This window comes from Streptomyces sp. UC4497, from assembly GCF_054871485.1.
Window position 1 is genome coordinate 1 of the sequence record NZ_JBTYHB010000023.1, and the last position, 12,790, is coordinate 12,790.

At 69.7% G+C, this 12,790-nt stretch carries 7 protein-coding genes; 3 read left to right on the forward strand and 4 right to left on the reverse strand.

Annotated elements, in window-relative coordinates; genetic code table 11:
• Positions 1–255: 255 nt before the first annotated feature.
• Positions 256–615, reverse strand: coding sequence for a hypothetical protein (locus ACYSUO_RS27525; protein WP_461778928.1), 360 nt, complete (start codon positions 613–615; stop codon positions 256–258).
• A 241-nt stretch (positions 616–856) separates the two neighbouring features.
• Here ACYSUO_RS27525 and ACYSUO_RS27530 point away from each other — a divergent pair, with 241 nt between their 5' ends.
• The 3 genes from ACYSUO_RS27530 (at position 857) to ACYSUO_RS27540 (ending at position 5,375) form a co-directional block, all read left to right on the forward strand.
• On the forward strand, positions 857–3,130 hold the full coding sequence (locus tag ACYSUO_RS27530; RefSeq protein WP_461778929.1) for a bifunctional glycosyltransferase/CDP-glycerol:glycerophosphate glycerophosphotransferase: 2,274 nt from the start codon (positions 857–859) through the stop codon (positions 3,128–3,130).
• A gap of 91 nt (positions 3,131–3,221) precedes the next feature.
• On the forward strand, positions 3,222–4,028 hold the full coding sequence (locus ACYSUO_RS27535; RefSeq protein WP_461778930.1) for a class I SAM-dependent methyltransferase: 807 nt from the start codon (positions 3,222–3,224) through the stop codon (positions 4,026–4,028).
• A gap of 12 nt (positions 4,029–4,040) precedes the next feature.
• On the forward strand, positions 4,041–5,375 hold the full coding sequence (locus ACYSUO_RS27540; RefSeq protein WP_461778931.1) for a UDP-glucose dehydrogenase family protein: 1,335 nt from the start codon (positions 4,041–4,043) through the stop codon (positions 5,373–5,375).
• An 81-nt stretch (positions 5,376–5,456) separates the two neighbouring features.
• On the opposite strand, the gene ACYSUO_RS27545 is transcribed toward ACYSUO_RS27540, so the two are convergent.
• The 3 genes from ACYSUO_RS27545 to ACYSUO_RS27555 all read right to left on the reverse strand — a co-directional run bounded on the left by ACYSUO_RS27545 (position 5,457) and on the right by ACYSUO_RS27555 (position 12,692).
• The gene (locus ACYSUO_RS27545; protein ID WP_461778932.1) at positions 5,457–6,737 is read right to left on the reverse strand and encodes a capsule biosynthesis protein CapZ; all 1,281 of its coding nucleotides are present in this window, start codon (positions 6,735–6,737) and stop codon (positions 5,457–5,459) included.
• Positions 6,738–6,864: 127 nt separating this feature from the next.
• Positions 6,865–10,428, reverse strand: coding sequence for a bifunctional glycosyltransferase/CDP-glycerol:glycerophosphate glycerophosphotransferase (locus ACYSUO_RS27550; protein ID WP_461778933.1), 3,564 nt, complete (start codon positions 10,426–10,428; stop codon positions 6,865–6,867).
• Positions 10,425–12,692 (reverse strand): bifunctional glycosyltransferase/CDP-glycerol:glycerophosphate glycerophosphotransferase, encoded by a 2,268-nt coding sequence (locus tag ACYSUO_RS27555; RefSeq protein ID WP_461778934.1) that lies wholly within the window; start codon positions 12,690–12,692, stop codon positions 10,425–10,427. Before ACYSUO_RS27555 ends, ACYSUO_RS27550 begins: the two co-directional genes overlap by 4 nt.
• Positions 12,693–12,790 lie beyond the last annotated feature (98 nt).

A 12,790-nucleotide genomic window follows, 5' to 3' on the forward strand; every position in this document is an offset into this window, starting at 1 on the left:
GCCCCCCCCCCCCCCCCCCCCCCCCGCCCGCCCCCCCCCCCCCCCCGCCCCCCCCCCCGGCCCCCCCCCCCCCCGCGCCCCACACACACCCGCCGCGGCCTGGGTGTGGGGGTGCGCCCCGCCGCGCGCGGCGGGCGCCCGCCAACCAACCACCCACAGACCCTAGATCCCTGAGAAACCTCTCGGTACGCGGTGAGGGTCCGACCGGCTTCCTGCCGGTCGGACCCTCATTGTTGTCGGCGTGCGGCGGTTCGGTCAGTGATCGGAGTAGCTGAAGTCGCCCATGGTCCACGCGCTGACGTCATCGATCGCCACGCGGTACATCCCGCCCGTTTCCGGGATTCCCACCGTGCCCTGCAGAATCCGCGCCACATGGAAATGCAGATGTGTGGGCGGCTTCCCCTCAGGCGGCGCAGCGGTGAAGACGGCGGAGAAATCGCCCAGGCGGGCCGAGTCCGCCAGGACCTCCGACACCCGCTGCCTCCAGACGGCTTCCGGGGCCAGCCGCCCCGTGATGACGGCTCCACCGGCGACCACGGTGAGAGTCATCTGATTGCTGTTCCCGGACTCCACCAGGGCGGCGACGTCAACGAGCAGTTCGTCAGGCTTCGACATGAGGGAAGATTCTAATCACCGCCGGCCCGGCGCGGCGGAACCGGCTCTGAGCAGGCACCGAGCGGCCGACGCATCAGACCTATCCTGACAAGTGGCACCTGTGCCGCCTCTGCGACCATCCGGGTACAAGCGTCACTGAACCCCCCGAATGCCGCTCAAAATACATCGAAACAGTGCACCTCGGCGTTGACTGTGAGCAGACCCCTGTCCGTTCACAGCCGACCGACCGATGGATACGCCCTTGCCACGCTTCAGTGTGATCGTCCCCGCACATCTGGTTCAGGCGTATCTGCATGCCTGCCTCGACTCCGTGCTCGGCCAGTCCTTCACGGACTACGAGCTGATCGCGGTCGACGACGCCTCGCCGGACGCCTGCGGCGAGATCATCGACGCGTACGCGGCGCGCGACGCGCGCGTGCGGGCCGTGCATCTCCCGGAGAACGCCGGGCTCGGCCCCGCCCGCAACGCCGGCCTGGAACGGGCGAGCGGCGAGTACGTCGTCTTCCTCGACAGCGACGACACCCTCGCACCCGGCTCGCTCGCCGCCATCGACGAGCGGATCAAGGAGACCGGCGACCCGGACATCCTGGTCTACGACTACGCGCGCGCACACTGGGACGGCTCGCTCGCCCGCAACCAGTACGCGCACCTGCTCGAGGAATCCGGCCCGACCCCCTTCACCCTGGCCGAACGCCCGTCGCTGCTCCGCCTGTTGATGGTCGTGTGGAACAAGGCGTACCGCCGCGAGTTCCTCGCCGACACCGGACTGACCTTCCCGCCCGGGTACTACGAGGACACCCCCTGGACGTACCCGGCGCTGATGGCCGCCGAGTCGATGGCCACGCTCGACCGGGTCTGTGTCCACTACCGCCAGCGCCGCCAGGGCAACATCCTCTCCACGGTCAGCCCGAAGCACTTCGACATCTTCGACCAGTACGACCGGGTCTTCGCGTTCCTCGACGCGCATCCCGAACTCCCCGCGCAGTGGCGGCCGTTGATCTTCCGGCGGATGATCGACCACTTCTGCACGATCTTCACCACCCGTGGCCGGCTGCCCCGCGGCAGCCGGGCGGACTTCCTGCGGCGCGCGCGCCGGCACTACGCGCTGTACCGCACGCCGAACGCGCCGGGCACCCGCGTGAAGCCCCCCACCCGGATGCGGCACGGCCTGGTCCGGCTCGGCGCGCACCGCTCCTATCGCACCGTCATGGGGACCCGTAACGTACGCGCCCACACGCTGCGCCACCTCAGACGCGCGGCCCACGCGGCCCGCGGCGCCGCCCTGCAGACCCACTACCGCGTCCAGTGCCTGCTGCCGGTCAAGGACGATCTCGCGGTCTTCTCCGCCTACTGGAACCGCGGCTACTCCTGCAGCCCCGCGGCGATCGAGTCCATGGTGCGCGACCTGGTCCCCTCGATGCGTACGGCCTGGATCGCACGCCCCGACCACCTCCACACCGTGCCGACCGGAACCCGCCGCCTGACCCCCGGCACGTTCTCGTACTGGACGGCTCTCGCCCGCGCGAAGTACCTGGTCAACAACGTGAACTTCGACCGGAGGCTGCGCAAGCGCCCCGGACAGGTTCTGTTGCAGACCCACCACGGCACACCCCTGAAAAAGATGGGCCTCGACCTCCAGGAGCACCCGGCGGCGGGCGGCGGCATGGACTTCGCGACCCTCCTGAAGAACGCCGACAAATGGGACTACAGCCTCTCGGCGAACCGGCATTCCACGCTCACCTGGGAACGCGTCTACCCGGCCGGTTACACCACCCTGGAGTACGGCAACCCGCGCAACGACATCTTCGCGAGGGCGAGCGAGGCCGACCGCGACCGCACCCGCGAGCTCCTCGGCATCCCCCGGGACGCGACCGTCTTCCTGTACGCGCCCACCCACCGCGACTACCAGCGCACCCAGACGCCCCGCCTGGACCTCGCCCGTCTGGCGCGCAATCTGGGACCTTCGCACGTCGTCCTGACCCGCGCCCACTATCTGGCGGTCACGGACGACAGCGCCACGGAATCCCACCCGCGCGTGCTCGATGTGTCGGACCACCACTCGGTCGAAGAGCTCTGCCTGGCCTCCGACGCGCTGGTCACCGACTACTCGTCCCTGATGTTCGACTACGCGGCCCTGGACCGACCGATCGTCCTGCTCACCGACGACCACACGGCCTACGAGGCGGCCCGCGGCACCTACTTCGACATCCGCGCCTTCCCGCCCGGCCCGTTCGCCCGGACCCAGGACGAGCTGATCGACATCCTCGTCACCGGCCACTGGAACGGCTCCCGCTCCACGCAGCTCCGCACCGCCTTCCGCGCGCGCTTCTGCCCGTACGACGACGGGCACGCCACGGAGCGGGTGGTGCGCAGGGTGTTCCTGGGAGAGCCGACGCGGCCGCCGGAGCCGTTGGAACCCCCGGTGCCGCCGGCGCCGGACCCCGTACAGCGCGACCAGCAGCACGACACCCCTGCCGACGTGCGCCCCGACCGCTCCCTGTCCTTGGAGCCCTGATGCCCGCGCACACAGCCACGCCGTCGAGCACTCCTCCACCCGCTCAGTCACCCGCTCAGCGATGCCACCGACGTCCACTCGGGAAGTACACGTGAAGCTCTTCAAAGCCCTCACAAAGCTGCAGGCAGCAAAGCCACAGGCAGCCGTCAAGCCGGCGGAGCCCGCCATCAGCGCCGCCGACACCGAACAGGTCCTGCGTGCGCTCCAGCAGCAGACCAAGACGCTGACCGCCGCGCTCACCGGCATCCGCAAGCAGCTCGAGCACCAGCCCTACGTGGTCGCCGAGTTGATGCGCCGCTACAACCACCTCATCGACGGCGACATGCCGATGCCGGTGCTCGGCGCCAACTGGGCCGCGATCGCCCCGACGATCCTGTTCATCGTCGACGAGGTGATGGGCCGCTCCGCCCGGCGCACCATGCTGGAGTGCGGCTCCGGCGCGTCGACCCTGTGGACGGCGGCGGCGCTGCGCAAGTGCGGCGAGGGGCACGTGACCTCCGTCGAGCACGACCGGGAGTTCGCCGAGGTGACCCGGCAGCGGCTCGTCGACCACGGCCTGGAGTCGTGGGCGACGGTCGTCGACGCTCCCCTGGTCGACACCGAGGTCCCCGGCCTCGGCACCCAGCCGTGGTACGACCTGTCGGGACTCGGTGACCTCGCCGACGTCGACCTGCTCTTCATCGACGGACCGCCGCGCCCGACGGCGCCGCTCGCCCGCTACCCCGCGATGCCGCAGCTGCTGCCGCGCATGGCCAAGGGCGCCCTCGTCGTCCTCGACGACACCAACCGCAAGGTCGAGCGCGACATCACCAAGATGTGGGCGTCCGACGGCGCCTTCGACCGACGCGTCACCTTCGTCAAGGACGTGGCCCGCTCCACCGTCCTCCAACTCGACTGACCGGGGACAGCAATGCGTATCTCGGTGATCGGCTGTGGCCACCTCGGAGCCCCTCACGCCGCCGCCATGGCGGAGCTCGGGCACGACGTGATCGGCGTCGAACTCAACCCGGCCACGCGCCGGATCCTCCAGAGCGGGCGCGGCCCCTTCTTCGAGAAGGGGCTCGACGACCTGCTCGAGAAGTACGTCCCCACCGGCCGCCTCCGGTTCACCGGCGATCTGACCGAGGCCGCCGAATTCGCCGACCTCCACTTCATCGCGGTCGGTACCCCGCTGCGCGAGGACGGCCGAGGCTACGACATGGAGCAGGTGTTCGGCGCGGTGGAAGCGCTGGCCCCGCTGCTCACCCGCCCCTGCACCATCGTCGGCAAGTCCACCGTGACGGTCGGCACCGTGGCGCGGATCCAGGAGATCATCGCGGACCGCGCCGTGGACGGCGTCGACCTGGTGTGGAACCCGGAGTTCCTGCGTGAGGGGCACGCGGTCGAGGACACCCTCTACCCCGACCGCATCGTCGCCGGGGTGTCAAGTCCCGAGGCCCAGAAGGCGATCGAGGCGGTGTACGCGCCGATCCTGGCCCGCGGGGACATGGAGCTGATCGTGACCGAACCGGCGACGGCCGAGATCATCAAGTCGGCGGCCAACTCCTTCCTGGCCACGAAGATCTCCTTCATCAACGCGATGGCCGAGGTGTGCGAGCTCGCCGGAGCGGACGTGAAGACCGTCGCCCACGCCATCGGCATCGACCACCGGATCGGGCCCGCCGGAATGCGGCCCGGAATCGGTTACGGCGGCGGCTGTCTGCCCAAGGACCTGCGGGCCTTCACCCACCGCATCGACGAGATCGGCGCCACGAACGCGGTCGCGCTGCTCCAGGCCGTCGAGGGCGTCAACCGCGGTCGGGTGGACGCCGCGGTCGACCTCGTGGAGGAGGCCGCCGGTGGCGGTCTGGCCGGTGTGCGCATCGCGTTCCTCGGCGCCGCGTTCAAGGCGGGAACCAGCGACGTCCGCAACTCCCCCGCCCTCGAACTGGCCCGCCGCCTGGCCCGGGCCGGCGCCCACCCGGTCATCCACGACCCGGAGGCCCTGGAGACGGCCCGGCGACTGCACCCCGAACACACCTACGCCGACACCCTCGCCGAAGCCCTGGACGGCGCCCAGGTCACCGTCCTGGCAACCGAGTGGCCCCAGTTCGCCGAGGACCCCGAACTCCCGCCCTCGGCCGCCCGCACGGTGGCCACCCGCCGCCTGGTCGACGTCCGCACCTGCGTCGACCCGCTCGACTGGCTCACGGCGGGCTGGACGGTATGGCAGCTCGGGCGTCCGGTGCGGCGGCCCCGGTCGTGAGCCATCACCGCGGGTTCGCAAGGTGATCGGTCCGGTGTCACGACGAACGCTGCGTCGTGACACCGGGCCGGCACCGCCGGGTCACTTCCCGAAGACGATGTCCAGGACGTGCGACATCCGGACGTCGTAGGTGTGCCCCGGCTTGGCCACGCCTTCGGCACGGTCGTACTTCCAGCCGTTGTTCACGCCCTGGTAGTGGCGATGGTGGATCTGGTCGTTGCGCTCGATGCCCGCGCCGACGACGCTGTGCACGCGCCATTGCGTGGTCTGGTGGTCCACCATGTGCGGCAGGACCGTCCACTTGACGGTCGTCGCGCCACGCGCCCGATGCCGGTAGTCGACGAAGCGCCGCTGCCGAAGCGGGTTCATGGGCTCCGGTGTCGCCTTGGCGATCCAGTACCCCTCGTAGGTCACGGCACCGACCTCCGACTCCGCCACGTGGTCGAAGACCGGTCGCGCGTCGTTGGTGAGAACCAGCTCGTCGATGTCGGCATTGATGACACCCGCCGCCCTGGTCAGGTAGCGGAACCTGCCGTGCTCCAGCAGGGAGTACTGGCAGTAGTCCGAATCCCAGACCTTGTTGGGGCCGGCGTTCGGGCCCCAGGGGAATTTCCAGTCCACGACGACCGCGGTCGTGATTCCGTCGACCGACGCGATGACGTCGGCGACGTCGCGGGGCGAGTACTTGGTGGAATTGTTGTCGTAGAAGACGACTCCGGTCACGCCATGCACGATGTGGTAGTACTGCAGGAAATCCCTGATCCAGACGAGATCGTTGTCCTTGGATTTCGTGATGATCGTCCGCTGTCCGGCGAACAGGTCGGACTCGTCGGGCGCGATCACCGTACTGAACTTCGTGCCTCCCACGCCGAGCGTCAGGTGCCGGCCAGGTGGGGCGTCGACGATCCGCGATCGCTGGGTGCGGCCCCAGTCGCTCAGGGAAAGCTTTCCGGCGACGTCACTGCCGTCCACGTGCCAGTCGGCGTTCTCGAGTTCGGCCCGCAGATTGTGCATCGGCGGCCCCGAGAGCCATACGTCGTCCCCCTGCCGGAACGCGTCGTAGAACAAGGTCCGACTGTCGAACTTCTCCAGGTAGTCGGGTTGCCGGTCCTCGGGTTTGCGGGGTGGCTCACGGCGGAGCGGGCCGCCGGCCGGCAACGTCATGCCGGTCGGCTGTACGACCTTGACGGTCTTTCCCTCCGGTCTTCCGGTCGAACGCCGCAGGTCCCATTCCTGGCGGGCCCTGCGGATCGGCTGGAGGAACTCCTCAAGAGTGAACGGCCCCGGCCCTCGGGTCGACCGGCCGCTCTCCGACTCGAGTTGGGCGATCCGGTGCTTCAGCCCCGCGATCTCCGATCGCAAGGTGTCGGCAGGATCTGCCGCGCGAAACACCTCGGCCTGTTCGACGGCCCCATTCACCATTTCTCACTCCCGTTCACGAATCGGATACGCGCTTTGACCGAAGGCCGGACATCAGTCGCCGATCCGGTCAGACCTCCTGCGCCTGTTCCAACATCCGGTCGACGACCCGGGCCGCGGCCCTGCCGTCGTCGAGGTCACAGAACTGGCGCTGGAAGCGGGCGAAGCGGTCCTGGTGCGCGATGTGGACCTTCTCGATGTCACGGATCGCCTCGATCAGTTCCTGCGAGGTCCGCAGCAGGGGCCCCGGGGAGTCGGCCTCGAAGTCGAAGTAGAAGCCGCGCAGGGTGTCCCGGTAGTGATCCAGGTCGTACGTGAAGAACAGCATCGGCCGCTCGAGGTGCGCGTAGTCGAACATCACCGAGGAGTAGTCGGTGACCAGGAGGTCGGCGGCCAGGTAGAGGTCGGCGATGTCCGGGTACTCCGAGACGTCCCACACGAAGCCGTCGCCGGCGCCCGGGACGACGTCGACGATGTTGGAGTGGCGGCGGATCAGCAGGACGTGGTCCTCGCCGAGCTGTTCGCGGGCCTCGGCCAGATCGATATGGAGGTCGAACCTGAACTGGCCGGCGCTGTGCGCCCTGTCGTCGCGCCACGTCGGGGCGTAGAGGACGACCTTCTTGCCCTCGGGCAGGGCGAGTTCGCGGCGTACCCGCGCGGCGGCCTCCTCCCGGTCGGGGGCGTAGAGGCGGTCGTTGCGGGGGTATCCGGCTTCAAGGATCTCGCCCCGGTAGGAGAAGGCGCGGCTCAGGATCGGGGTGGAGAAGCGGTTGGAGGAGATCAGCATGCTCCAGTTTTCGACCTCGCGCGCGAGCCGGTTGTGGTACTCGCGGTCGAACCGTGGGGCCTCGATGTCGTAGCCGATCTTCTTCAGCATGGTGCCGTGCCAGGTCTGGACGATGACCTGTCCTGGCCTGCGTTCGATCCAGTCGGGCAAGTGGCCGTTGGTGACGATGTAGCGGCTGGTCGCCAGGGCCTCGAACCACTCGCGGCCCCACATACGGACCTTCTCCAGACCGTCGGGGACCTCGACCTGACCGTCGCGGACGACCCACAGGTGCCGCATGCCCGAACCGCGCCGGACCAGTTCCTCGCAAATGGCGCGCGGGCTGTCGGAGAACTGCTTGCCGTTGTAACTGAAGTAGAGGACCTGGTCGCGCAGGGGCTCGGTCACGCGCTGCGCCGAGTAGACCTCTTGGCGCAGCTGGTTCTGCCGATAGGGCCCGCGCTCGTCGTCGCCCAGTTCGGAGCGGCAGTTGAGCTGCGGGAAGTCCTCCCACCGGTTCTCCAGCCAGTAGCGGCGGCCCTTCAGTTCGCTGTGCAGGGGGAACTGCGGCAGGGCGAGGCGGTCGATGACGAAGGGCGTGCGCGGCTCGTCGGCCTCGCCCACGAGGAAGAGGTTCCAGCGGCCGGCCTTCAGCGGCAGGCCACCCCTGGCCCCGCCCATGACGGACGGGTCGAAGGAGGCGGTGAAGGTGCCGTCGGGGCGCCAGTCGATGCGGCCCGGACGCTCGTCGGCACGGCTGCGGGCGCGCAGCACCAGCTCCCTGCCGATGTCCCGCCGGCTCGCCCGACCGGAGAAGACGATCTCTCCGTCGAGTTCGGCGACACGGTCGATGATCGCGCGACGGTCCCGGCTGGTGATCTTCAGATAGCCGTTGGCCCCGGCGGTGACGGCGATCTCGGCGCCCTCGCCGGCCGCGCCGAACTCTTCGGACAGGTCGGTGGTCAGGTCCGCGAGGCCTTCGCGGATCACAGTGGAGAAGTGGCGCTCCGCCCCGTGTTCGTTCGTGGCGACCCACTCGGTGCTCCAACGACGCTTGCCGGGGCGGGAGTTACCACCGTCCGGGTCGACGAACAGCGCGACCTCCGCCAGCGGGACGGTGACGGCGAGCGTCCCGCCCCGGCCGCGGCCGGTCACCTCGACCGGATAGTCCACCCGGTCTCCGGTCGCGCGGTTTCGCAGCCGCAGCGACATCCGCTCGTCCGGGCGCAGCTCGGTGCGGAGTTCGCCCTCCACGCGCAGGACGTCGCCGTCGAACCGGCGGTCCGTGATCAGTGCACGGACCCGCTCGACGCGGACCTTCAGGGCGCCCCGCACACTGTGGGGCACGATCCGGTGGTCGGCGTCCACCCAGTGCACGGGCGGATAGTTGGTGGCGGCCGCGCCCCGCGTCCATACCGCGCCGCGCCGCATCAGGCCGGCCGCGTACACATGGATGCCGACGTGCCAGAGGCCCTCCTGCCAGACGCCGCGCTTACGGAACCGCTCGGGGTCGATCTCGACACGCCAGCCGGCCCACTCGTAGTTGTGGGACCTCTGGCCGGAGTCGGTCGTGGCCAAGGGGTGATGGACGTTCCGCGCGGGCAGCAGGCTGCGCAGCCTGCTGCCGTCGCGCTTGAGCTGGATCGCCTTGACGCTGCTGCCGCGGGTGGGCATGTCGATGCGGCTGATCCAGGCGTCGCCCTCCAGGACGAGCTTCCCGCCCCGCCATTCGGCGGCGCGCAGCGGGGAGCGCAGCGACAGCTCCTTGTCGATGCGCAGGGCCGGTCTGGGCAGGGCGAAGGCGTGGTCGGTGAGGGGGGTGAACTCGGCGTACTTGCGCAGGCGTCCGGTGATGGGCACCGGGTCCCAGCGTCGTCGCGAAGCGAGCAGGTCGAGGAGTTCGTCCATGGCGTGCTTGCGCACCAGGATCCACTGGACCCGCAGTTCGGCGGGCAGGGCGAGGACCAGCTTCGGATCGACCTGGTCGAGGAACCGGTTGGCCTCCTGCAGGAAGGCCTGGCGGTACGCGTCGTCGCCGTCCGGCAGGACGCGCAGGAAGATGCGGAGGTCGTCGCGCAGGACCCGGTCGTCGTACTCGCGCTTGAACTGCCCGGCCCGGGGGTCGGGCAGCGTCGCGAGGAAGGAGCTGACGGTGAGGACGCCGGCGACCCGGTCGCGGACGCCTTGCGGTTCGGTGCGGCGCTGGGTGATCGAGAGCGCGGCACCGCTCTCGCGCAGCCGCCAGTAGTAGACGGGATCGCCGACGATGTCGACGGCCTCGGCCCGGTAGTAGGCGGGCAGCACGACCGGGGTGTCCTCGTACAGCACTCCCTCCGGAAAGGAGAAGCCGTGCTTGTCCCAGAAGGTGCGTCTGTAGACCTTGTTGCAGGCGATCCGGTCGCCGATCAGCCGCGGGTCGTCGCTGATGTGGACGCGGCGGCGGATGTCGCCGGACAGCATCTGCATCTGCGCCGACTGCCAGATCTTCTCCCCCCGCAGATGGTGCACGTTCCCGGTGGCGAAGTCGGAGCCGGACTCGTCCAGGCTCCCGACCATCGTCCGGTACGCGTCGGGCGGTACGACGTCGTCGCTGTCGACGAAGGCGACGTACTCGCTCGACGGGGAGACGTTGGCGAGACCGGTGTTGCGGGCCGCCCCCAGCCCCGCGTTCTCCTTGCGCACCAGCCGGAACCGCCCGTCGCGGGCCGCGTATGCGGCGGCGATGGCGGCCGAGCCGTCCGGTGAGCCGTCGTCGACCATGACGACTTCGAGGTCCTTCATGCTCTGCCCGGCGAGCGAGTCCAGGCAGGCGGGCAGGTACTGCTCCACGTCGTAGATGGGGACGATGACACTGAGGCGGGTGCTCATCGGGCTCGTTCTTCCTTCGCTGCCGGAGTGCGTGGGATCTCGGTGCCCACACCTGCGGGCCGGGTGGGAGCGGGGGCGACGGGGCGCAGTTCGAGCGGCGTCACCGGCACGGGGGCGTTGTCGTCGAGGAACACCCGGCGCACGACGCGTTCAGCGGCGCGGCCGTCGTCGAACTGGCAGAAGCGGCGGCGGAATCCGGCCCGCAGGGCGGTGGCCTCGGGGCTGTTCCAGACCCCTTCGGTGAGCAGCGCCTCCAGGTCGTCCTGGGTGCGGGCGACGGCACCCGGCGGCTCGTTCAGCAGGTCGAAGTAGGTGCCGCGGACGGCGGAGTAGATCTCCCAGTCGTCCGCGTAGATCACGATCGGCCGGTCGAGGACCGCGTAGTCGAACATCGCGGAGGAGTAGTCGGTGATGAGTCCGTCGGCGGCCAGGTAGAGGGTCTCGACCCTGGGGTGCCCGCTGACGTCCTTGATCCGGCCGCCGCGCCCCAACTGGCCTTGCTCCGGAGCGGAGTTGTAGAAGTAGTGGCCGCGCACGAGCAGGACGGTGTCGGGGCCGAGGGTCTCGGCGAGCCGGGCGAGGTCGAGGCGGGGCGCGAAGGTGCCCTCGTACTCGCGGTGCGTCGGCATGTAGAGCAACGCGGTCACCCCGTCGGCGAGACCCAACTCCCGCCGAGCCCAGTCCACTTCGGTGGCGCCCGCGCGGGCCAGCACGTCGTTGCGCGGGTAGCCGGTCTCCAACGTGGTGTGGGCCGAGGGGTAGACCCGCTCCCAGACGGCCGTGGAGTGGGTGTTGGAGGAGAGGCCGTAGTCCCAGCGGTCGCAGCGCCTGAGCATCCGGTCGAAGTCCATGTCGGTGGAGGCCGGGTAGCGCCGCTGGTCCGTGCCCATCGTCTTCAGCGGGGTGCCGTGGTGCGTCTGGACGTGGATCTGGCCGGGCCGTTTGACCACGGGGTCGGCGAAGTTGACGTCGTTGACGAAGTACCTGGCACGGGCCATGAGCGACCAGTACGCGCGCGAGCCGACCAGTACGTGGTCGGTGCCGTCCGGGACCCGGTCCACGCAGTCCGGCCGGATGAGCCAGACGGGGCGGATGTGCGGGGCGAGCTCGGCGAGCCGGTCGGCGATCGCGGCCGGATTCCCGGTGACGCCGCGGCTCCAGTACGAGGAGAAGGCGGCAAGGTCGTGCTCGACGGGACGGCGCAGTTCGGCCCAGTAGTGGGCGGCCATCGCGGCCCGCTTGGCGCCGCGGACCGCGTCCGCGGCCCGGCGCCGCGCGGCCCGGGTGCCGCGCACCGTCTCGTGCAGGCCGCGCATGGCGAGGTGGGCGTCCTGTTCGAGGAGCGCGTAGCGCTGGCCGCGTCGGCCGCCGGGCCGCCGGTAGCCCTCGGGCCGGCGCAGCCGGTAGTGGCGGGCCGCCTCGTGGAAGAACTCGGCCCTGTCCTGCTCGGGCAGCCGGCCGGGCTTCGTGTAGATGGTGAGGTAGTGGTCGACCATCTTCTCGAACAGCCGCTCCCGCCAGGGCTCGAGCTCCGGGTGGGCGTCGAGGTGCGCGAAGACCAGGTCGTACTGGCCGAAGGCGTCGAAGTGCTTGCGGCTGGTGACGCTCAGGATGTTGCCGCCCTGACGGCGCTGGCGGTACTCGACGCACACCCGGTCGAGGACGGCGATCCGCTCGGCCGTGATCAGCGCGGTGAACGTCCACGGGACGTCCTCGTAGTACCCGGCGGAGAAGGTGAAGCCGTGCCGGGCGAGGAATGCACGCCGGTAGGCCTTGTTCCAGACGACCTGCAATAACCCGAGCAGGCTGGGGCGGTCCACCAGCGGGAAGACGTCGGGGCCCTTCTCGGCGAGGAGATGGGCGACGCCGTTGGGCCGTCGGCTGTCGTCCCAGTAGGTGCGCGTGTAGTCGAAGACGAGGAGGTCGGGGTCGGCGGTGGCGTCGAGTCGGGCGGCCATCGCGGAAAGGGCGCCGGGCGCGAGGGTGTCGTCGCCGTCGAGAAAGACGACGTAATCGCCGGTGGCCCGTTCGAGACCGGCATTGCGGGCCCGGCCGAGGCCCACGTTCTGTTCGAGGTGTACGGCACGCACGCGCTGGTCGGCCGACGCGAATTCGTCGAGCAGGGCGCCACAGCCGTCGGGTGAGCAGTCGTCGACGGCGATCAGCTCGAAGTCGCCGTACTCCTGCGCCAACACCGAGTCCAGGCACTCACGCAGATATCCCTGCACGCGATGGACCGGGACCACAATGCTGAAACGCGGCATGGGCAACGACTCCTGCCTGTCTGCTGCCGGGCGGCTGAATGGCACCTTCAGTAACAAGCGGACACACAGGTCAATATAAGTTTTTGTCATTCGTTACA

Bases quoted from the DNA above. Each gene is read 5' to 3' on its own strand.
- ACYSUO_RS27525 (WP_461778928.1), bottom strand. From the start codon at position 615: ATGTCGAAGCCTGACGAACTGCTCGTTGACGTCGCCGCCCTGGTGGAG.
- ACYSUO_RS27540 (WP_461778931.1), top strand. From the start codon at position 4,041: ATGCGTATCTCGGTGATCGGCTGTGGCCACCTCGGAGCCCCTCACGCC.
- ACYSUO_RS27550 (WP_461778933.1), bottom strand. From the start codon at position 10,428: ATGAGCACCCGCCTCAGTGTCATCGTCCCCATCTACGACGTGGAGCAG.
- ACYSUO_RS27555 (WP_461778934.1), bottom strand. From the start codon at position 12,692: ATGCCGCGTTTCAGCATTGTGGTCCCGGTCCATCGCGTGCAGGGATAT.